The sequence below is a fragment of the Pseudomonas tructae genome, from assembly GCF_004214895.1.
GTDB classification, from domain to species: domain Bacteria; phylum Pseudomonadota; class Gammaproteobacteria; order Pseudomonadales; family Pseudomonadaceae; genus Aquipseudomonas; species Aquipseudomonas tructae.
In genome coordinates this window covers 3,139,294-3,160,271 of record NZ_CP035952.1, presented here as the reverse complement: position 1 = coordinate 3,160,271, position 20,978 = coordinate 3,139,294, and the positions used below count along the sequence as shown (strand labels likewise).

Genomic DNA, 20,978 nt, shown 5'->3' with positions numbered 1-20,978 from the left:
CCTGTGGGAGCGGGCGTGCCCCGCGATGAGGCCGGCATTCCAATAACAACAATTCGGAGCAACCGATGAACAGCAATGCAAGCGTGCAAACCGGCGCCCTGGCGCCACCTGCAAGTCGCAAGAAACTCGGCCTCACCGCACTGTTGGCCGTGGCCATCGGCCTGGTGGTGTCCCAGGGCGTGATGGTGCTGATGCTGCAGGGTGTCGGCATTGCCGGCCTGGGCTTCATCGTGCCGCTGGGCCTGGCCTACCTGCTGGCCCTGAGTTATGCCTGTTCGTTCTCGGAACTGGCACTGATGATCCCCCGGGCCGGTAGCCTGAGCAGCTACACCGAAGTTGCCATCGGCCAGTTCCCGGCGATCTTGGCGACCTTCTCCGGCTACATCGTGGTGGCGATGTTCGCGCTGTCGGCCGAGCTGTTGCTGATGGAGTTCATCATCGACAAGGTCTACCCGCACAGCATGCCACCCTTGTCCGTGGCCCTGGGGGTGCTGGCGCTGTTCACCGTGCTCAACCTGTTCAACATCGACATCTTCGCCCGCTTGCAAACCGTGCTGGCAGTGGTGATGACCGTGGTCTTGCTGGTGATGGGCTTGAGTGCGATGAACAGCGACATCGTCGCGCCCAACCCGACGCTGTTCGACAGCGCCCACTGGAACCCGATGGGCCTGGGCGTGATCGCCCTGACGGCAATGGCGGTGTGGGGCTTTGTCGGCGCCGAGTTCGTCTGCCCGCTGGTAGAGGAAACTCGCCGTCCGGAGCGCAACATCCCGGGCTCGATGATGCTCGGCCTGACCATCATCTTCGTGATCATCAGCCTGTACGCTCTGGGTGCCTTGCTCACCGTGCCCCAGGCGGAACTGGCCAGTAACGGCCTGCCGCATTACCTGTTCGCCACCACGGTGTTCGGCGAGGCCGGCAAGGTGTTTCTGGTCACCGCGGCGATCACCGCCACCTGCAGCACCCTCAACAGCTCACTGGCGGCGATCCCGCGCATGCTGTTTGGCATGGCTCGCAACGGCCAGGCGTTCGGCGTGTTCAAACGCCAGGGCAAGCGCAGCGGCGCGCCCTGGGTGGCGGTGCTGTTCATCGCCGCCGTTACCGGCCTGCCATTGCTGCTGATGCACGACCATGCCGACGCGATCAACCAGCTGTTGCTGTCGGCGGCCCTGGCCTGGTTGCTCGCCTACATCATCACCCACGTCAACGTCATTGCCCTGCGCCGGCGTTACCCGCAAGTGGCGCGGCCGTTCCGCACACCGTTCTACCCGTTGCCGCAGCTGTTCGGCATCGCCGGCATGCTGTTTGCGATCTGGAACGTCTCGCCCAGCCCCGACATGACCGTTTCGATTTTTGCCTACGCAGGCCTGGTGCTGCTGATCGTCTCGATCATTGCCGTGCTGTGGATCAAGGGCGTGATGGGCAAGCCGCTGTTCAAGCCCGAGCCGCTGGCAAGCGTGCTGGGCACTCAACACGATAAAAAACCGCAAGGAGACTCGCAATGACCGCTCAAGAGAAACCTGTCCGTAGCACCGGCGACTACCAGGCAGCGGATGCTGCGCACCACATTCATGCCTTCCTTGACCAGAAAGCACTGAACGCCGAAGGCCCGCGGGTGATCGTGCGTGGCGAAGGCCTGGCCCTGTGGGACAACGACGGCAAGCGCTACCTGGACGGTATGTCGGGGCTGTGGTGCACCAACCTGGGCTATGGCCGCAAGGACCTGGCTGCGGCCGCCAGCCAGCAGCTTGAGCAACTGCCGTACTACAACATGTTCTTCCACACCACCCACCCGGCGGTGGTCGAGCTGTCGGAGTTGCTGTTCAGCCTGCTGCCGGCGCACTACAGCCACGCGATCTACACCAATTCGGGCTCTGAAGCCAACGAGGTGCTGATCCGCACCGTGCGCCGCTACTGGCAGATCCTCGGCAAGCCGCAGAAGAAGATCATGATCGGGCGCTGGAACGGCTACCACGGCTCGACCCTGGGTGCCACGGCGCTGGGCGGGATGAAGTTCATGCACGACATGGGCGGGGTGATCCCGGACGTTGCGCACATCGACGAGCCGTACTGGTTCGCCCACGAAGGCAACCTGACCCCGGCCGAGTTCGGCCTGCGCGCGGCGCGCCAGCTGGAAGAGAAAATCCTTGAGCTGGGCGCCGAGAACGTCGCCGCCTTTGTCGCCGAACCCTTCCAGGGCGCCGGCGGCATGATCTTCCCGCCAGAAAGCTACTGGCCGCAAATCCAGCGCATCTGCCGTCAATATGATGTGCTGCTGTGCGCCGATGAAGTGATTGGTGGCTTTGGCCGCACCGGCGAATGGTTCGCCCACCAGCACTTCGGTTTCGAACCCGACACCCTGTCGATCGCCAAGGGCCTGACCAGCGGCTACATCCCCATGGGCGGCCTGATCCTGTCCAAGCGCATGGCCCAGGTGCTGGTGGAGCAGGGCGGAGTGTTCGCCCATGGCCTGACCTATTCTGGCCACCCGATGGCGGCGGCGGTGGCGATTGCCAACCTCAAGGCCCTGCGCGACGAAGGCATCGTCAGCCGGGTCAAGCACGAGACCGGCCCCTACCTGCAGCGCTGCCTGCGCGAGGTGTTCGGCAACCACCCGTTGATCGGTGAGGTGCAGGGCACAGGCCTGGTTGCCGCCTTGCAGTTCGCCGAAGACAAGGCCAGCCGCAAGCGCTTTGCCAACGAGAACGACATGGCCTGGCGTTGCCGCACCATTGGATTTGAAGAAGGCCTGATCATTCGCTCGACCCTGGGCCGGATGATCATGGCCCCGGCCCTGGTGGCCAGCCACGCCGACATCGATGAACTGGTCGACAAGACCCGTACCGCCGTAGACCGTACCGCCCGCGAATTCGGTCGCCTGTAAGCCCACAAGCGGCCGGCGCGCGCGGGCGTGCCGGCCTATTAGAGGAACCGCTTCATGTCCAGATCCTTGCGTTGCTGTGTTCCCTTTGCCTTGGTTGTGCTGTGCAGCGCCGTATCGGCTGCGCCGCAGAACCTCACCGTCATCTCCTTTGGCGGTGCCACCAAGCAGGCCCAGGACAAGGCCTACTTCCAACCCTTCAATGCCAGCGGCGCAGGACGCGTGGTTGCCGGCGAGTACAACGGTGAGCTGTCGAAAATAAAGGCCATGGTCGACGTCGGCCATACCAGTTGGGACGTGGTCGAAGTCGAAAGCCCGGAATTGCTGCGCGGCTGTGACGAAGGCCTGTTCGAACGGCTGGACCCGGCACGCTTCGGCGACCCGGCGCAGTTCGTGCCGGGCACCTTGAGTGAATGCGGGGTGGCCACCTATGTCTGGTCGATGGTCATGGCCTATGACCAGGGCAAGCTGGCCAAAGCGCCGAACTCCTGGGCGGACTTCTGGAACGTCGCCGACTTTCCCGGCAAGCGTGGCTTGCGCAAGGGTGCCAAATACACCCTGGAAATTGCCTTGCTGGCCGACGGGGTCAAGCCCGATCAGCTGTATGACGTGCTTGGCACACCTGAAGGGGTAACCCGCGCCTTTGCCAAGCTGGACCAGATCAAGGGCAACATCCAGTGGTGGGAAGCCGGCGCGCAACCGGCGCAGTGGCTGGTTGCCGGTGACGTGGTCATGAGCGCGGCCTACAACGGCCGGATCGCCTCGGCGCAGAAGGAGGGTATGAAGCTGAGCATCGTCTGGCCGCAAAGCCTGTACGACCCGGAATACTGGGCGGTGGTCAAGGGCACACCGAACAAGGCCTTGGCCGAGGACTTCATCGCCTTTGCCAGCCAGCCGCAGACCCAGAAGGTGTTCTCCGAACAGATCCCTTACGGGCCGGTGCACCGCGAGGCGTTGAAACTGTTGCCCAGCGCGGTTCAGCAACAATTGCCGACGGCGCAAAGCAACCTGGCCGGCGCCCGGGCGGTGGATGCCGGGTTCTGGGTGGACCATGGCGAGGAGCTGGAGCAGCGCTTTAACGCCTGGGCTGCGCGTTGAACTCATCGCGGGGCAAGCCCGCTCCCATAGAGGCAATGCAAAGCCTGTGGGAGCGGGCTTGCCCCGCGATGCGATTCAGGCCAACCAGGCAGCAAACTGCTCCTTGCAGTAATCGACAAACAACTGCGCAGGTTTGGTCAGTTGCGCACGCTTGAGCCAGCCAGCCACCAGTGCAGAACCGGTAACGTCCTCGGCAATCTCCACGCACACCACTTCCTGGCCGTCATAGCTGTAATTGCCATGGGGCTTAGTCACCAGCAGGGCAAAGCCAAAGCCCTGGCCCACCATGCCGCGCACCATCTCGATCGATGGCGAGCTGAAGACGATGTTCGGGCTCAGGTGCAACTCCTCGAAAATGCTCACGAAATAGGTCCGGCTCGGCTGCACATCCAGCAGGATCATCGGTTCCAGGGCCAGGTCGCGAATCGACACCTGGGCCTGCCCGGCAAAGCGATGACCGGCAGGTAGCAACGCATAGGGGCGCTGCGGTGCGGTCAAGGCTTCGGTTTCGATGGTGCTGTCCAGATCGTGCTCATAGAAGATCGCCAGGTCGAAACGCCCACCGGTCAGGCCCTGCACCAGTTCTTGCTGCTCACCGTCCTGCAGGCGGATCTCCACCCCGGGGAAGCGTTGGCGAAAGCCTGCGATCAGGCGCGGCAAGTAGAGTGGGGCAACGGTCTCGAAACAGCCGATGTCGATCTGGCCACAGACCACGTCGTTGTCGGCCAGGGCGTTCTGCTCGAACTCGCGGGCCATGCGCAGCAGCTCCTGGGCCTTGCGGTAGAAGCGTGCGCCACCGGGTGTCAGCGACACGCCCTGGGCGTGATGGCGGATGAACAGCTGTACGCCGAAACTGTCTTCCAGGCCCTTGATCGCGGTGGAAATCGACGGCTGAGCGATGTACAGCTTGCGCGACGCCTCGGCGACGCTGCCGCACTCAACGGTGGTGACGAAGTACTTCAGTTGCCGCAAGGTATAGGACGCCACAGTGCACCTCTGGCTGATTATTTTGCTACACGATACCCCTTGCGCAGCGAGGTGCTGCAGCGGATTTTGCTTGCCACTGAGTATATTTTCCCGGGCTTGCCGTTGATCGCCTGGGCGGCACTGCCGACAAGGGCCAAGCCTCGAATCTGTACGGCGGGCGTTTTTTGCACCGCCCTTGCGAGGTAGTAATCATGAACCAGCCACGTCCCGAAGATGATCCCCTCTGGAAAGATCCCCTGAACAATCCACAGCGTGAGCACGACCCGGTCAGCGACCCGAATGTGCCCAACGAGCCACAGCGCAGCGAGCGCCCCCAGGACATCGAGCGAGTGCCCGATGACCCGCAACTGGACGACCGTCTGCCCGAACCCGACCAACCGACCCCATTGTCGGACGAGCGGCGCTAATCGGCGCTCAGCTCCTGCACTTGCCAGCGCACGGAGCTGACGCCTTTCTCCAGGCTCACCCGGCTGACCAGGCGTTCGAGCTGGGTGGGCGCATCGGGGCTGCCCAGCAGCTCGGCGCGCACCTCAAGCTTGGCCGGGTTGGCCAGGTCTTCACTGTGCAGCGACTGCAGGCGCAGGCCGCCGTTGCCGAAGCTGTGCAGCATCAGGCTGCGCACCTGGATCTCGTCCTCGGCGCGGCAGGTGATACGCACCTCGAAGCGCTGCTCGGCCTCATTGGCCGGCAGCACGTCCTGATGATTCAGACGCTGGGCAATGTCGCGCAGCAGAATGTTGGCGCACAGCACCACGCAACTGCCCAGGGCCGCTTCCAGCAATAGCCCGAGGCTGCACAGCACGCCAATGGCGGCGGTGCACCAGAGGGTGGCGGCGGTGTTCAGGCCGCGCACGTTGAGGCCGTCACGCATGATCACGCCACCACCCAGAAAACCGATGCCCGAGACCACATAGGCGGCAATTCGCGAGGCATCGGTGGCGGCCATGCCCGGTACCGCCTGGGTCATCAGCACAAACAGGCAGGCGCCGGTGCTGACCAGGGCATTGGTGCGCAGGCCGGTCAGGCGCTGACGCAATTGACGTTCGGCGCCGATCAGCGCCCCAAGTACCAGCGCGACAGTGACGCGCAGCAGAAATACTTTCCAATCCATAGCAAACCTCGACTCCACGGCAACGCGCCGCGTTGTCATCGCCCATGGGGCGATGTACATGAACAAAGAGAATGCGCAGGGCCACGGGCCTTGAACACCGTTGAAGGTGCAAGGTGTGCGGGAGGGGAAATGAAGAATGGTCATCCGCAAGGGATGCCAATCGCCACTGACCGCCGGGTTCGGCGAGCCAGTGGCAGGGGAACCTGCTGAACTAGCGCGCCGTGTGGACCTGTCGCAATCGACCAGAGCTACTGTCCAATGCAGGACTCCTGTGTAGGCATGCAAAAATGCGGGCGAGAAACTAACCCTCGATCAGCGCAGGGTCAAGGGTAAAAACATGACAATTGTTGCATCCGCTGCGGATATGCTTTCGTGCTCAGCGGCTTTACCGCGGGCGCATTGTCAGCCTCAAGGTGACGGACAACCAGCACGTGGACAAGGGCGAGCTGCTGCTGGAGATCGACCCCGAGCGTTATGCCCTGGCTGCGTGCCGGTACCACGGCCACGGTGACGGTGCGCGAATAGGGTCGAGGTGGTAGGCTTTGCAGCGATTCTGCCACCCCACGCGAAGCTCGAACGCATGATCCTCAACCTTGTGGTATTTCTCTGTACCCTGATCGGCATGGAGGGCGTCGGCTACCTCGCGCATCGCTACATCATGCACGGCTGGGGCTGGTTCCTGCACCGTTCACACCATGAGCCGCAGCTTGGCGCGCTGGAAACCAACGACGTCTACCTGCTGGCCCTGGCCCTGATCGCCTTCGCCCTGGTGGTGCTGGGCCGCGCCGGGCATGCGCCGTTGCAGTGGGTGGGGGCAGGGGTGGCGGCGTTCGGGGTGATCTATGTGATCGTCCATGACGGCATCGTCCATCGCCACTGGCCGCTGCGGCCACGACCGCGCAACCGCTACCTCAAGCGCCTGTACCAGGCCCATAGGCTTCACCACGCGATCAAGGGCCGGGACAACAATGTGTCGTTCGGCTTTTTGTATGCGCCGCCGCTGCGCAGGTTGAAGCAGCAACTGCGGGTGCGAAGCAATCGTAATCGCGGCTAAATGTGTCGATACCCACGCCCATCGCGGGGCAAGCCCGCTCCCACACGGGAGTGCCTAGGCCCTGCGCGCAATTTCATACAAGATTCCAGCATCCCTCTGGCATTAGGCTGACGTGGTTATCACCTCAAGGCCACCTGCCATGTCCGTATCCCCTCATCAGCGTCTCGAACAACTGGGCATCACCCTCACGCCACCCAGCCCACCGGCTGCCGCCTATCTGCCGTGGGTGCAGAGCGGCAACCTGTTGTTCATTTCCGGGCATATCGCCAAGCACGAAGGCGCCCCCTGGGTCGGCCAGCTCGGCCGCGAACTGGACACCGCCACCGGGCAAAGCGCCGCGCGCAGTGTCGGCCTCGACTTGCTCGCCACCTTACTCGCCGCCACTGGCGACTTGAACCGCATCCATAAAGTGGTCAAGCTGCTGTGCCTGGTCAACAGCAGCAGTGAGTACACCGAACAGCACCTGGTCGCCAATGGCTGCTCGCAGTTGCTCGAAGAGGTCTTCGGTGAGCGCGGCAAGCATGCGCGCAGCGCCTTCGGTGCCAGCCAGATCCCGCGGGGTGCCTGTGTCGAAATAGAACTGATCGTTGAATTGACCAGTGGAGAAACCTCATGAGCCTGCACATCGAAACCCCGCTGCTGGCCTCGCGCCCGTTGAGCCTGGCCAGTGGCCTGGACATCTGGCTCAAGCTCGATGCGCTGCAGCCCAGCGGTTCGTTCAAGTTGCGCGGTATTGGCGCCGCCTGCCAGGCCTATGCCCAGCAGGGCAAGCGCCGGTTCATCTCGTCTTCGGGCGGTAATGCCGGTATTGCCGTAGCCTATGCCGGGCGCTGCCTGGGCCTGGCGGTGACGGTGGTGGTGCCAGAGACAACCACCGAACGGGCCAAACAACTGATCCGCCAGGAGCACGCCGAGGTGATCGTGCACGGCAAGGCCTGGCATGAAGCCAATGCCCTGGCGCTGTCGATGCTGGGCGAGGATGACGCCTATATCCATCCCTTCGACGACCCGCTGCTGTGGCAGGGCCATGCCAGCATGATCGATGAAGTCGCCGCCAAGGGTTTCAGCCCGGATGCGGTGGTGGTCGCGGTGGGCGGCGGTGGTTTGCTGTCTGGTGTCTGCGAGGGGCTGGCGCGCAACGGCTGGGGCCAGGTGCCCGTATTTGCCGTGGAGACCGCCGGCGCCGCATCGCTGGCCGCGGCCATGGCGCAACGGCAACTGATCGCACTGGAAACGGTCAACACCGTGGCCACCTCGCTTGCGGCCAAACAAGTCTGCCAACGGGCTTTCCAGTGGAGCCAGGCAAGGCCGGTGTACAGCCATGTGGTCAGTGATCAGGCGGCGCTGGATGCTTGCGAGCAGTTCCTGCTGGACCAGCGTATCCTGGTCGAGCCTGCCTGCGGTGCAGCCTTAGCCCTGGCTTATGCGCCGACGGCAGCGCTCAAGCAGTACCAGAAGGTGCTGGTCATCGTATGTGGCGGCGTAACCGCGACCCTCGACCAGATCCGCCAATGGCGGGCGGCCTGCTAGTTGGATAGCGTCGTCCATCAGGCCCCCGGGCATCCAGGTGTACGCCTGATCGATGCCCGCTACCAGCACTTTGCCTTTCCCCGGCATTTTCACCTGGAGTACCACATCGGCCTGATGGTCGTCGGTCAGCAGCGCTATGCCGCAGCCGGCACGCGGCAACTGGCAGGGCCCGGAGACATCCTGCTGATGGCCCCGGAGCAGGTACACGACGGTGCCAGCGCCGATGAGCAGGGATACGGCATGCGCATCCTGACCCTCGACCCGCTCTGGCTGGCTGAAGTCAGCCGCGATTTGAGTGACGGCCGCCAGGGCTTGCCTAACCTCAATGCCGCACAGCTGCGTCATCCGCAGTTGCAACAGCAGCTGGATGGCCTGCATCGCCAACGCGATCCGCTGGCATTCCACAGCCAGCTATTGGAAACCCTGGCGCTGCTGTTCGGGCTCGGCTCGACCCTGACGGTCAGCGACCACGGCCAGGGGTTTGACCCGCAACGCTGGCGGCAGCTGCGTGAATGGCTGGAGTCGCGCCTGGACCAGCCGCCAAGCCTGGAAGAGATGGCCGCTTTCGTCGACCTCAGCCCCTGGCAGTTGCTGCGCCGCTTTCGCAACCAGTGCGGATTGCCGCCGCAACAGTGGCTGACCCAATTGCGCCTGGAACGTGCTTTGCCACGGGTACTGGCCGGGCAGCCGTTGAGCACGATAGCCCTGGACCTGGGCTTTTACGACCAGGCCCATTTCAGCCGCCTGTTTCGCCGCACCTACGGTGCGCCACCTCGCGGCCTGGCGCGTTCAAGCTAGTCGCTGCTCGTGCCCACGCTCACGGCCACAGGTTCGCGGTCACGGCTTACCCACCAACCAAACCCCGCCGCCGTGAAGAACATGATCAGGCTGTAGATCGCCGCCGGGATCGCCATGGTCGAGTTGTTCAGCAGGGTAGGGCTCAAGGCCAGGGCGATCGCCAAGGTGCCGTTGTGAATGCCTATCTCCATGCCGATGGCAATCGCCTGACGCTTGGGGATGCGCAACAGCCGCGGCAGCCAGTAGCCGACGCCCAGGCTCAGCAGGTTGAACAATAGCGCCGCGCCGCCGACCACCGGGGCATAGTCCACGACCGTCTGCCAATCCTTGACCATGGCCAGGACGATGGTGAACACCAGAAACAGCGCCGCGATGATCTTCATCGGCCGCTCCATGCGCGTGGCAAACCCCGGTGCCAGGTAGCGAATCAACATGCCCAGCGCCACCGGCAGCAGCACGATGGCAAACACCTGCAAGACCTTGGCGAACTGCAACGGGATAGCCTGGTCGGCAGCCATGAAGTGCGCCAGCGACAGGTTGACCAGCAGCGGCATGGTCAGGATCGCAATCAGCGAGTTGACCGCTGTCAGGGTCACGTTCAGGGCCACGTCACCATGGGCCAGGTGGCTGAACAGGTTGGCCGTGGTGCCGCCGGGCGAAGCAGCCAGCAGCATCAGGCCCACCGCCAGCGCAGGCGCCAGGCCAAAGCCCTTGGCGATCAGAAAGCAGATAAATGGCAGTAGCAGAATCTGGCAGGCCAGGCCGATCAGCACCGGCCTTGGGAACTTCACCACCCGGGCGAAATCGGCCAGGGTCAGGGTAAGACCCAGACCGAGCATGATGAAACCCAGGGCGATGGGCAGGAAAGCACTGAGTAATGGGGATGCGGTCATATCGGTCAGCTCATGCCAAAAGGATGATCGGCAGTGTAGGCGAGGATAGCGTCCTGCGTCGGTAGCACAGCGCATTTGAGCCTGGACAGCGGCAATTTTGGTTTTGCACCTGGGTAGTGGCTAGTTACCATTACTCGACACAGTACTGGAGTTGCGCCGTGCGACGCACAAAACCGAAATGCCTTATCCACTATTCGTCCCAGCCGCTGCAGGTGTTCAACAACAGACGGTTTCAGGTCAATACTCAGCACCGGCTGTATAGCGTGGGTGTGAATCGTGGGATTACTACATGGGGAGGCACACCCCTTAGCGCTATCGTGTTTACAGGTGCGGCAGTTGATGAGTTCGTCCTTCACCCGTTTAACTTCCCTTTCTTTTTCAAGAACCTGATAGGCCAGTACTGGACGCGTGAGAAAGGCGACGTGCAGTTTACTGTCGCGCAGCAGGTCGGCAATGATGTGCTGCATGTCACAGGGCTCAGCTATCTACCCTCCAGTGCAGGCCGGGTCAGGAGCATGAACGCGCGCAGGCTGGCGCTGAACGCCGCGCTGGTGCTGGTGCTTCTGACGTTGATGACGATGGCGCTTACCGATTTCTGGGTCGATATAGGCAAACTGGTGGTCGATTGGCTCAAGGTAAGCTTTTTTGGGGTGTCCTTCGGCACTATGCTGGTGACTTTGCTTATCTGGGCAGTGCTACTGACACCTCAACTGAGCAATGATCATAAAAAGGCCGAGAAATTCAAAGCTGAGCTACAAACGCTGGGGGTTTGGCAAGCGCCATGGGCACGCTGGAAGCGTTTTGGCCTATTGGCAGCGACGGTATTGGGCGTGCCTGCGCTGGTCTGTTACTGGCCGGGTTGATTTCATTACATACCTTGCGGTTTATACGGGACAAACAGTAGCATCCCGGCTTTTACCCCAGGACCCGACTCCCGATGCAGTTTCAGCCCGGCATTCTTGCAGCTCCCGTTCCCGCCCAGGCCCGCCACCTGTTTTTCACCTTGCACTCGCCAGCCGCGCTGCCGGTCGTGCTCGATGCGTTGCTGCAACAGGTTGATGGCAGTGCTGTGGTGGCCGGCTTCGGTGCGCCGCTGGTGACGGCCCTGGGGGGCAGTGTCGACGGCCTGCGCGGGTTTCCGCAACTGACCGCGGCCGTCGACAACCCCTGCACCCAGCACGATCTGTGGCTGTGGCTGCGCGGTGAAGACCGTGGTGACCTGTGGCTGCTCAGCCAGACCCTGGAAAAACTTCTGGCGCCCGCCTTCAGCCTGGCCGAAGCCACCGACGCCTTCCGCCACAAGACCGGCCATGACCTGACCGGCTACGAAGATGGCACCGAGAACCCGGTGGCAGACGCCGCCATCGAAGCTGCGATCCTCTCCAGCGACGTGCCGGGGCTGAACGGCTCGAGCTTTGCCGCCTTCCAGCTGTGGCGCCATGACCTGGAGTGCTTCAAGGCGTTGCCGCAGGCCGAGCAGGACGACATCATCGGCCGCCGCAAGGCTGACAACGAAGAACTCGACGACGCGCCAGAATCGGCCCACGTCAAACGCACCGCCCAGGAAAGTTTCGACCCCGAGGCGTTTATTGTCCGGCGCTCGATGCCCTGGGCCGATGAGCGCGGCGCGGGCCTGGCGTTTCTTGCCTTCGGTCACGCCTTCGATGCCTTCGAAGTGCAACTGCGGCGCATGAGCGGCCTGGAAGACGGCGTGGTCGACGCCCTGTACCGCTTCAGCCGGCCGCTCACCGGTGGCTATTACTGGTGCCCGCCGCTGGGTGCAGGCGGACTTGACCTGAGCGCGGTGCTCGCACGGTAGATCAATCGCGGGGCAAGCCCGCTCCCACAGAGTGTAGGAGCGGGCTTGCCCCGCGACGAAGGCAGCACAAATGTAAGAAAATTTTACGGACTTTTTACGCAGACGCATTACGCGGACGGGGATACTGCCCGCGCATTTCTTCGAGACGTCCTGCCGTGAGCCAAGCCGCATCTTCAGCCAGCGCCCATTCCCCTGTAAAAACCTCGTCACTGAGCCTGTTGATCGCCGCCGCCGGCGTGGTCTATGGCGACATCGGCACCAGCCCGTTGTACACCCTCAAGGAAGTCTTTGCCGGCCATTACGGCGTGCAGGCCAACCATGACGGCGTGCTCGGCATTCTGTCACTGGTGTTCTGGTCGCTGATCTGGGTGGTGACCATCAAGTACGTATTATTCGTGTTGCGCGCCGACAACCAGGGCGAGGGCGGGATCATGGCCTTGACCGCCCTGGCCCGGCGCGCTGCGGCGCCTTATCCACGATTGAGCAAGGTGCTGGTGCTGCTCGGGCTGTTCGGCGCTGCGCTGTTCTATGGCGACAGCATGATCACCCCGGCGATTTCGGTGTTGTCGGCAGTAGAGGGCCTGCAACTGGCCTTCGACGGCATCAACCACTGGGTCGTGCCCTTGGCGGTGGTGGTGCTGGTGGCGCTGTTTCTGATCCAGAAGCATGGCACCGCGCGGATCGGCATCCTGTTCGGGCCGGTCATGGTCTTGTGGTTCAGCGTGCTGGGCGCACTGGGCATCTACGGCATCGTCCAGCGCCCGGAAGTGTTGCTGGCGATGAACCCGGCTTGGGCGGTGAACTTCTTTATTGTCCACCCCGGCATGGGCGTGGCGATTCTGGGTGCGGTGGTGCTGGCCCTGACCGGCGCCGAGGCGCTGTATGCCGACATGGGCCACTTCGGCCGCAAACCCATTGCCCGTGCCTGGATCCTGCTGGTGCTGCCAGGCTTGGTGCTCAATTACTTCGGCCAGGGCGCGCTGATCCTCGGCAACCCGGAGGCGGTGCGCAACCCGTTCTACCTGCTGGCCCCGGACTGGGCGCTGTTGCCGATGATCGCCCTGGCCACCCTGGCGACCATCATCGCCTCCCAGGCGGTGATCTCCGGTGCTTTTTCGCTGACACGCCAGGCCATCCAGCTGGGCTATGTGCCGCGCATGTTCATCCAGCACACGTCCAGCCAGGAACAGGGGCAGATTTACATCGGTACGGTGAACTGGGCGCTGATGGTCGGCGTGGTGCTGCTGGTGATCGGCTTCGAGTCGTCCGGCGCACTGGCGGCGGCCTACGGCGTGGCGGTAACCGGAACCATGCTGATCACCACCTTGCTGGCTTCGGCCGTGGTCCTGCTGCTGTGGAAAGCGCCGCGCTGGCTGGCGGTGCCGTTGCTGCTGGGCTTTTTGCTGGTCGACAGCCTGTACTTTGCCGCCAACGCACCGAAGATTTTCCAGGGCGGCGCCTTTCCGGTGATCGCCGGCATCGCCTTGTTCATCCTGATGACCACCTGGAAGCGCGGACGCAAGATCATTGTCGAGCGCCTGGACGAAACAGCCTTGCCGCTGCCGCTGTTCATCAGCAGCATTGCCGCGCAGCCACCGTATCGGGTGCGCGGTACGGCGGTGTTCCTCACCGCCCGCGCCGATGCGGTGCCCCACGCCTTACTGCACAACTTGCTGCATAACCAGGTGTTGCATGAGCGGGTGGTGCTGCTCACCGTGGTCGCCCAGGACCGCCCGCGGGTACCGGCGGCGCAACGCTTTGAAGTGCAGAGTTATGGTGAAGGCTTCTACCGGGTCAACCTCAACTTCGGCTTTATCGAAGAGCCCGACGTGCCGGCGGCGCTGCAGTTGTGCCACCTCGATGAGCTGGATTTCAGCCCCATGGTCACCACCTACTTCCTCAGCCGCGAAACCGTGATCCCCACCAAGCGTATTGGCATGGCACGCTGGCGTGAGGCGCTGTTTGCCTTCTTGCTCAAGAACGCCAACAGCAACCTCAAATACTTCAACCTGCCGTTGAACCGGGTAATCGAGCTGGGTACCCAGGTCGAAATGTAGGTGCGGCGGTGCAATGCCCCGCCGAGCCTACAGGCAGGTCAGACCTCGGTCAGGTCCGAGGTGAGCGGGGTGGGGGCGTTGACGCTGTCCAACTGCTGGTCAGCCAGGTCCTGGGCCAGGGCCACCATGGTCATGGTCGGGTTCCACGAACCACTGGCAGGCCACAAGGCGCCGCCGGTGACGTAGACGTTCTCTACCCCATGGGGACGGTAGTCGAGGCCGACCACACCTTCGTCCTTGTCACCGATCCACAAAGTCGACCCCTCGTGCACCAGCCCGGCTACCCGGCGTTCGGCAACATCCGGCCGCTGGCTGGTCCAATGGCCGAGGTTGGGGTCGCCATGCCAGTACTCGACCTTGCCCTCGGGGGCGAATACCCGTTCCATCATCTGGAACGTGCCCTCATCCATAGTGTCCCAGGTTTGCCGGTCGTTTTCGTTGGCCAGCACCTGCAGGTTGACGTTGGTGGTCGGGTCGGCCTGTTCGTTGAGGTGGAAGTGGTTTTCCGGGTTGCGGAAATCGAGCTCGCCGAGCACGGCGCAGACAAACACCAGGTAGTCCTTGGACGACTCCAGTTGCGCCATTGAAGCGGTGGCCACGACGTCAGGCATGTAGCGTGCGGCTTTCTGCGCATTTTTCGCAGGCTCCCGGTCCGAGAGCACCGACAACTGTACGTGGTACTGCATGCCATTGTGTTTGTTCTTGCCGGCCAGGTAGATCGCTGCCAGTTCCAGCTCGGCAAGTTTGCCGGCAAACGGATAGTCCTTGCGTGGCACTCGCGCCACCACCGAGGTGATGAAGTGCGCGGTGAATCGATCGCCGGCCCGCTTGACCTGCGGGAAGGAGTTCATCAGCAAGGTTGCCGGCGGCAGGGTACCCATGGCCAGAACAAGCTTGGCGTGGCCGATGTTGATCACCCCGCGCGAGGTTTGCAAAGCGGTAGCGGTGCCATCCTGCTGGTGGATGCGCTCGACAATGCACTCGGTGATGATGCGCAGCGGGCTGCCAGTGCCGGTGGCGGCAAGGTCGGCCTGCTTGCCGGCCAATTCCATGATCGAGGCCGGGGTCGAGAACTTGGCAAAGTCCACACCGCCAGCACGATCGGCAGCAGCGGCCAAGGGTGCTGGCAGCCAGCGCGTGGCCGAATCGATCTTGCCGATGTTGTGGTCGAGCATTTTCTGCAGTTCAAGCTGCAGGGTGCCGTACACCGGGCGCTGCTCGGTGACATGGGCGCGCACTTGTGGGTCGAGCTGGGTATCGATCTTGTCTGCCGGGATCACGTTGAGCAGTTGCTCGGCAGATTCAAAACGTGCCTCGGCGGCCGCGATGGTCTGTTCGGGCCAAAAGGCCATTTCATCCTTGGTCGGGCGCGGGCACCAGGCGCTCCACATGATGCTGCGCCCGCCGAAGAACGGCACCATGCCGTGCTGCCAACCGATATTGCCCGGTGGCTGGCTTGCGGTTCGGGCGGACAGCGTCCAGGGAAAGGTCTCGGAGAAACCGCCGAGGGTTTTCTGATAGGGAATTGGCAGGTTCTGAAAGTGCTCGGGAAGAAAGAACGGCCCGCGTTCGACCATCAGGATCCGTGCCTTGGGGTTACTGCTCAGGATTCGCTCGGCAAAGGCCAGGGAGCAAAAGCCGGTGCCGATGATGATGAAGTCGAACTGTTCCTCTTCACGGACCTGCTTCCAGGCGGATTCAGAGAGAAAAAACACATGGTCCAGCACCTTCTGGGCGTTGGGTGTTTGCGGACCGGGGGTAGGGTAGCCATGACCGAAGTTGGCCGAACTGGTGACTGCACTCATTGTTGCCTCCAATCATTGTTGGCAGAGGGTCTATCGTCCTTGTGCAGCGCTGCGGCTGCGCAGCTAACGCTAGCAGAGCGAAGTGGCAATTCAAGATCACTTGGTCGGGGCCGGGAGCCTCCTCGATCCTCAGGCAACGCCGGAGTATTTCACCGCTGCCGCCGCCCGCGACGGCACATTCAGCGTGCGCAACAACGACGACACATGGATGCGTACGGTGAACGGCGAGATGTCCAGTGCGCGGGCGATTTCCTTGTTGGTCTTGCCCTGGGCAATCAGCCGCAACACCTCTTGCTGGCGTGCGGTCAGGGTGGTTGCCACGGCGCTGGTGTCCAGCGGCAACAGCCCGGAGGGAGCAAAGCGCACCAGCACTTCGCCTTCGCGAATGGCCAGGATGGCCTGGCCGATCTGTTCCGGGGCGATGTTCTTGCCGATGAAGCCGTCGATACCGGCGGCCATCACCTCGCCGATCAAGGCTTCATCGTCGACCATCGACACCACGATCAGGGTGGTGCGCTGCAGTTGCTGACGCAGCTCGACCAATTGGGTGATGCAGGTAAGCCCAGGGAAACGCAGGTCGAGGATCAGGGTATCCGGCGCCTCGCCAGCCCCAGCCAGTCCCAGCACGCTGTCCATGTCGCCAGCTTCTTCGATGCGAGCGTCGGGCAGCAAACGCTGAACGGTACGTACCAGCGCTTCGCGAAACAATGGATGGTCGTCGGCGATGATGATCCGGCATGCCATGGTGAGTGCCTCCCTGGGCCTGGCGTTGCTTGCAGGCATGCTACTGTACCACCGGGTACAGGCGCTGCCCGTTGCGCGTACTGGATATGACGACTGCCGCACAAGGATGTTCCGATGAAGTTCGAGAAAAACACCGAGCTCGACCAGGCCAACCTGCGCATCATTGTCGCCTGCATCGCCGTGGTCTATATCGGCGTTTTGGGCTTTCTGCCCGGGCAGCAGGTCGACACCTACCTGCCGATCGTGATCTACATCATCCTGTTCCTGCTGCTGTCGATCATCCTGCGCCAGGTCATCGTGCGCTGGCCGGGGGTGTATCCGGCCCGGCGCGTTTTCAGCATGGTCCAGGACTACACCGGCACCTGCTTTGGCCTGGTGGTCGGCGGCGAGGCGGCGCTGCCGCTGTATGCGGTGATGGTCTGGGTCAACCTGGGCAACGGCATGCGTTACGGCTCGCGCTACCTGGCGATCGCCACCGTACTGGCGTTGCTGGCGTTGCTGGCCGTTTACCAACTGACGCCTTACTGGCAGGCGCAGCCGTTCATGGTGCTGATGCTGATGATCACCAGCACGGTCATCCCCATCTACGCCCACCTGTTGCTCGAACGTACGCGCAAGGCCTCCGAAGAGGCCACCGCTGCCAATCTGGAAAAATCGCGCTTTCTTGCCCAGGCCAGTCACGACCTGCGTCAGCCCATTCACTCCATCGGCCTGTTTACCGCGTGCCTGCGCGAAGCACGCCTGGGCGATGAAGAGCGGCGACTGGTGGACAACATCGACCGCTCGCTGCTCAACGTGTCGCAATTGTTTCGCTCCATTCTTGATCTTTACACCCTCGACAACGGTCGCCTGCAAGCACGCTTGCAGCGGGTGAAACTGGATGAGTTCCTCCACGATCAGGTACGCCAGAACGCCGAAGCGGCGCGCTGGGCCGGGGTGGAACTGCGCCTGCACCCCGGTGAACACTGGGTGTGGGTCGACCCGGCGCTGCTTGCCACCATGGTCCAGAACCTGCTGTCCAACTGCTTCAAATACGCCGCGCAACGGCCGGTGCTGATTGCCGTGCGCAGGCGCGGTGAGGGGTTGGCCATCGTCATCTACGACCAGGGCCGAGGCATTGCAGCCGATGAGCTGCCTAAAGTCTTCGAGGAGTTCTACCGCGTGCGCCAACTGCGCGACAAGGACGTCGAAGGCGTGGGCCTGGGGCTTTCGATTGTCAGGCGTCTGGGCCGGATGATGAACATTGACGTGGCGATCCGTTCGCGACCCGGCCAGGGCACAGCGGTCAGCCTCCTGGGTTTGGCTCGGGTCAACGCCCCCGCACAACAGGCACAGCGTGAGCACGCCAGCCAGGTTGGCCTGCTGACCGGTTTGAAAGTGTGCCTGGTGGAAGATGACCGCAACGTCCTGCTGGCTACCCAAGCCTTGCTTGAACGTTGGGGATGTGAGGTGCAGGCCGAGTCCAGCGGCCAGGCGCTGGTCAGTGACTGCGATATCATCATTGCCGACTATGACCTGGGCAACCACGCCACCGGCATCGAGTGCATCGACCAGATGCGGGCCCAGCGGGGCAGGGCAGTGCCGGCGCTGATCCTCACCGGGCACGAGGTACAGAAAATCCAGGCGGCCCTGCACGACCGCCAGATCGCGATTTTGTCCAAACCCGTGCGTCCGGCCGAGCTACGCGCGGCCTTGCGCGAGATGCACAAGGCCTCGCTGCCCTCGGCCTAGCTCAGGATCAATAGCGCTGCAGCGGGTTCTGCGGCCGGCCGCTGTTCTTGTTGTAGCAGTGCGCGCTCATGCCCATGCCCATGGAGGCAATGCCGATCATCACGCCGCTGGGCAGTTCGCAGTTGTAATCACCCGACGCGGTGCTGGCGATGTAGTAGGTAGCGCTGTTGTCGTTGCGCACGTTGGAAATCTTGGTCACCGGCTCACCGATGGTGGTCTGTGCAGTAGACTTGAGCCGGTCCTCGTTGGGTTTCATGGTCTGGCAGCCGGCGAGCGCTACCAGCAGGGCGCTGAGCAGGGTGATTTTGCTGAATGCAGGGTTGAGTTTCATGGCGCATCTTCCTTGGTGTTGTTCTGATTTTTACCGGCAAAACGATCCCTCACGTTGCATAATCGCGGCGTTGGGGAACACTGGGGTTGCAAGGAATATAGCGCCAGGGAGGAGGGGGGTCGATTAGCACAAATGGGCTAATGGCATATTGATATGGACTTTTTTGTCGACGACTATGTGGAAGAAATTCATCTGGCTGGTGGGGGTCTTGACCCTTGGTTTTGGCGCCTATGTCCAGGGTTACTGGTTTTTCAATCTCAGGCTCAATGGGGAATATGCAGATGCCCATGTCATCCGTACCTCGCCAGGTACCGTAAGCAGCAGAGGGCATATCGGCGAGAGCAACGGCACGACAGTGATATTCACGACCATTGCTGGCGACTTCGAGAAGGTGACGTTCAGCGGCGAGTTTTCCGGTGTAGAGAGGGGCGATGTGGTCGGGGTGTATTACGACCCAGCCGATGCAGACAACGTGATTCCCGATACCTGGACCCGTTTCATTTTTGCCGCCGTGTTTTTGCTGTTTGCTGCGCTGTGGAGCATCGCCTGGCTTACCTTCTGAGGCTGCATAGCTTGCGGGCAAGACGCTTGGTTAGGCATCATCGGCGCCTTCAATCAAGGATGTCCGCATGCCCATTTATCTTGCAGCAGAACAACAGCTCAACGTCGGAAGTGCCACCGTCATCGAGGCACCGGCGCAAGAGGGACCATTCGTTGTGGTTTTCGAGGACGATGAAGAAACCGGCTACTTTTATGCCCTGGACACCAGCGCTGATGACAACCCGATCCAGGATGCGCTGCATATCTACAACGTTGACGAAATATCCGATCGGGAAAAGCCCTCGACGGTGAAGATAGGTTGGTCCATGGACCATAGCAAGGCGGTGCTGCTGATCAATGACCATCCTCACGCCGTGTTTGATTTCGCCGGCAAGCAAGGCTATTGCCATTCCGGTTTCCCGCCATCGGTGGGCAAGGGCTGGTCGCTGGAGGGGCATGAGTGGAAGGATGACGTGCTGAAGTTGTTTGCCTGAGGGGAGCGAATATAACTCAACTAAATAGTTATTTAGTTGAGTTATACAAATAATGCATAGTTTCCAAACTAAAAGAGGGCGTCGTTTGAGCGAATGCAGTCATTTGAGCGTACTCAATGACTGTGTATCGAAGCAGACACGTTAAAACAGGCTGAATTTGGTCGCAACCTCTACGGTTTTACTGACGTTGTAGCCAACAACACGCCATTGTTCATCTTCTTCACCGAGAAGCACCGCCTCAGTGACGGTCATGTTTGCAAAGGTTGATTGAATCTGGATGGCGGCGTAATGGCCCGCAGGCGCATTGGGCAACTGCTTGGTGAACGAAATCAGTGCACGCTCACGCTGCTTCAATTCGCCCAGGCCCATGCGCAGGCCGCTGAGCCCCTTGACCCAATTGGACTCGGTCGTCGAGGCCTTGAGCGCCGACCCGGCCTCAGGCCAGGTCAAATCGGATCTGCCTGCATCGAGCAGCAGCAAGAACTCCAGGGCTTTTTCGCCAATATGACGTTGCTGTTGCACAGTGCCAGGTTCGGAGAGCGTTACCGTTGATGTGCTGGTGTCGGGCGCGTTGGTGTTGATCGAGATGTCGCAGCCAGCCAGCAACAGCAAGCTGGCGAATACGGTGACACATTGCTTCATGCAAAGCCTCGTGGGTTGAGGGGATCCAGCGGACGATTAAATCGAATACCAGGAGCGATGGCCAGTCGTGGGTGAGGAAAAGAGAAAGAGATTGCGCAGGTTCAGAACGGGCCTACCAAGGGTGTGACGATTCAATACAGCGATACGCATAATGTATATTATGTTAAATCAGGTGCTATGTCATTGCGCTTACAGCTGTCACCTGCACCCTAAAACCGGACTTTGCCACGAATTACCAGAATCTCTAGAAATCAACGACCTATATTCAGATGAGCATTTTTCAGTGTCGACCAATTAACTGTATTTGTATACAGTATAGTTGCTCGCGCCCGCATACCGGCCGAAAGCACCTCCAGAACCGAAAAAGGCCTGGTGCCTGCCCCGCTGATAATGGCTTGTAAACCTACTTTTTAACCAGTAAACCGGAGAGGTTTACAGTGCAAGGAATAGGTTTACAGTATTT

General features: G+C 61.8%; 21 protein-coding genes and 1 pseudogene. 15 read left to right on the top strand and 7 right to left on the bottom strand.

The window, feature by feature from the left end; genetic code table 11:
- Positions 1-65: 65 nt before the first annotated feature.
- Genes EXN22_RS14285 through EXN22_RS14275 form a run of 3 tightly spaced genes read left to right on the top strand, consistent with a single transcriptional unit; the run spans position 66 to position 3,979 of the window.
- Positions 66-1,505 (top strand): APC family permease, encoded by a 1,440-nt coding sequence (locus EXN22_RS14285; protein WP_130264669.1) that lies wholly within the window; start codon positions 66-68, stop codon positions 1,503-1,505.
- Positions 1,502-2,884 (top strand): aspartate aminotransferase family protein, encoded by a 1,383-nt coding sequence (locus EXN22_RS14280; protein ID WP_130264668.1) that lies wholly within the window; start codon positions 1,502-1,504, stop codon positions 2,882-2,884. Before EXN22_RS14285 ends, EXN22_RS14280 begins: the two co-directional genes overlap by 4 nt.
- A gap of 54 nt (positions 2,885-2,938) precedes the next feature.
- Positions 2,939-3,979: an ABC transporter substrate-binding protein gene (locus EXN22_RS14275; protein ID WP_130264667.1), complete on the top strand. Its 1,041-nt coding sequence runs from the start codon at positions 2,939-2,941 to the stop codon at positions 3,977-3,979.
- Positions 3,980-4,054: 75 nt separating this feature from the next.
- Here the strand turns inward: EXN22_RS14275 and EXN22_RS14270 are convergent, their stop codons facing one another.
- Complete coding sequence (locus EXN22_RS14270; protein WP_130264666.1) at positions 4,055-4,966, bottom strand: LysR substrate-binding domain-containing protein; 912 nt, start codon at positions 4,964-4,966, stop codon at positions 4,055-4,057.
- Positions 4,967-5,157: 191 nt separating this feature from the next.
- Here EXN22_RS14270 and EXN22_RS14265 point away from each other — a divergent pair, with 191 nt between their 5' ends.
- Positions 5,158-5,373: a hypothetical protein gene (locus EXN22_RS14265; protein WP_130264665.1), complete on the top strand. Its 216-nt coding sequence runs from the start codon at positions 5,158-5,160 to the stop codon at positions 5,371-5,373.
- Here the strand turns inward: EXN22_RS14265 and EXN22_RS14260 are convergent.
- Positions 5,370-6,077, bottom strand: a complete 708-nt coding sequence (locus EXN22_RS14260) for an MgtC/SapB family protein (RefSeq protein WP_130264664.1) — start codon at positions 6,075-6,077, stop codon at positions 5,370-5,372. The genes EXN22_RS14265 and EXN22_RS14260 overlap by 4 nt on opposite strands.
- Positions 6,078-6,469: 392 nt before the next feature.
- Here EXN22_RS14260 and EXN22_RS14255 point away from each other — a divergent pair.
- The 5 genes and pseudogenes from EXN22_RS14255 to EXN22_RS14235 form a co-directional block, all read left to right on the top strand.
- Positions 6,470-6,562 (top strand): annotated as a pseudogene (locus tag EXN22_RS14255) (biotin/lipoyl-binding protein); the annotation flags it as partial.
- 95 nt (positions 6,563-6,657) lie between these two features.
- The gene (locus EXN22_RS14250; protein ID WP_130264663.1) at positions 6,658-7,131 is read left to right on the top strand and encodes a sterol desaturase family protein; all 474 of its coding nucleotides are present in this window, start codon (positions 6,658-6,660) and stop codon (positions 7,129-7,131) included.
- A gap of 139 nt (positions 7,132-7,270) precedes the next feature.
- Positions 7,271-7,747, top strand: a complete 477-nt coding sequence (locus tag EXN22_RS14245) for a RidA family protein (protein WP_130264662.1) — start codon at positions 7,271-7,273, stop codon at positions 7,745-7,747.
- Entirely contained in the window at positions 7,744-8,661 is a 918-nt protein-coding gene (locus tag EXN22_RS14240) for a pyridoxal-phosphate dependent enzyme (RefSeq protein WP_130264661.1), read from the top strand. Before EXN22_RS14245 ends, EXN22_RS14240 begins: the two co-directional genes overlap by 4 nt.
- Positions 8,662-9,459, top strand: coding sequence for an AraC family transcriptional regulator (locus tag EXN22_RS14235; protein ID WP_130264660.1), 798 nt, complete (start codon positions 8,662-8,664; stop codon positions 9,457-9,459). It begins immediately after the preceding gene.
- Here the strand turns inward: EXN22_RS14235 and EXN22_RS14230 are convergent.
- The gene (locus tag EXN22_RS14230) at positions 9,456-10,352 is read right to left on the bottom strand and encodes a bile acid:sodium symporter family protein (RefSeq protein ID WP_130264659.1); all 897 of its coding nucleotides are present in this window, start codon (positions 10,350-10,352) and stop codon (positions 9,456-9,458) included. The two genes, EXN22_RS14235 and EXN22_RS14230, sit on opposite strands and share 4 nt — an antisense overlap.
- Positions 10,353-10,510: 158 nt before the next feature.
- Here EXN22_RS14230 and EXN22_RS14225 point away from each other — a divergent pair, with 158 nt between their 5' ends.
- The 3 genes from EXN22_RS14225 (at position 10,511) to EXN22_RS14215 (ending at position 14,228) form a co-directional block, all read left to right on the top strand.
- Entirely contained in the window at positions 10,511-11,215 is a 705-nt protein-coding gene (locus tag EXN22_RS14225; protein WP_130264658.1) for a hypothetical protein, read from the top strand.
- Positions 11,216-11,289: 74 nt separating this feature from the next.
- Positions 11,290-12,171 (top strand): Dyp-type peroxidase, encoded by an 882-nt coding sequence (locus EXN22_RS14220; RefSeq protein ID WP_130264657.1) that lies wholly within the window; start codon positions 11,290-11,292, stop codon positions 12,169-12,171.
- Positions 12,172-12,326: 155 nt separating this feature from the next.
- A complete protein-coding gene (locus EXN22_RS14215; RefSeq protein WP_165392213.1) occupies positions 12,327-14,228 on the top strand; it encodes a potassium transporter Kup in 1,902 nt (633 codons plus the stop codon).
- Positions 14,229-14,266: 38 nt separating this feature from the next.
- Here the strand turns inward: EXN22_RS14215 and EXN22_RS14210 are convergent, their stop codons facing one another.
- Positions 14,267-16,033, bottom strand: coding sequence for a GMC oxidoreductase (locus tag EXN22_RS14210; protein ID WP_130264656.1), 1,767 nt, complete (start codon positions 16,031-16,033; stop codon positions 14,267-14,269).
- A 129-nt stretch (positions 16,034-16,162) separates the two neighbouring features.
- A complete protein-coding gene (locus EXN22_RS14205; RefSeq protein ID WP_130264655.1) occupies positions 16,163-16,777 on the bottom strand; it encodes a LuxR C-terminal-related transcriptional regulator in 615 nt (204 codons plus the stop codon).
- Positions 16,778-16,891: 114 nt separating this feature from the next.
- Between EXN22_RS14205 and EXN22_RS14200 the strand changes: the two genes are divergently transcribed.
- Entirely contained in the window at positions 16,892-18,508 is a 1,617-nt protein-coding gene (locus tag EXN22_RS14200; RefSeq protein WP_130264654.1) for a hybrid sensor histidine kinase/response regulator, read from the top strand.
- A gap of 7 nt (positions 18,509-18,515) precedes the next feature.
- On the opposite strand, the gene EXN22_RS14195 is transcribed toward EXN22_RS14200, so the two are convergent.
- On the bottom strand, positions 18,516-18,839 hold the full coding sequence (locus EXN22_RS14195; RefSeq protein ID WP_130264653.1) for a hypothetical protein: 324 nt from the start codon (positions 18,837-18,839) through the stop codon (positions 18,516-18,518).
- Between the two features lie 175 nt (positions 18,840-19,014).
- On the opposite strand from EXN22_RS14195, the gene EXN22_RS14190 reads away from it, so the two are divergent.
- Both EXN22_RS14190 and EXN22_RS14185 read left to right on the top strand, forming a co-directional pair.
- Positions 19,015-19,401 carry a DUF3592 domain-containing protein gene (locus tag EXN22_RS14190; RefSeq protein WP_130264652.1) on the top strand — a complete coding sequence of 129 codons (387 nt, stop codon included), beginning with the start codon at positions 19,015-19,017 and terminating at the stop codon, positions 19,399-19,401.
- A gap of 67 nt (positions 19,402-19,468) precedes the next feature.
- Entirely contained in the window at positions 19,469-19,873 is a 405-nt protein-coding gene (locus EXN22_RS14185; protein ID WP_130264651.1) for a DUF2251 domain-containing protein, read from the top strand.
- 141 nt (positions 19,874-20,014) lie between these two features.
- Here the strand turns inward: EXN22_RS14185 and EXN22_RS14180 are convergent, their stop codons facing one another.
- A complete protein-coding gene (locus EXN22_RS14180; RefSeq protein ID WP_233281626.1) occupies positions 20,015-20,485 on the bottom strand; it encodes a DUF4019 domain-containing protein in 471 nt (156 codons plus the stop codon).
- Between the last annotated feature and the right edge of the window lie 493 nt (positions 20,486-20,978).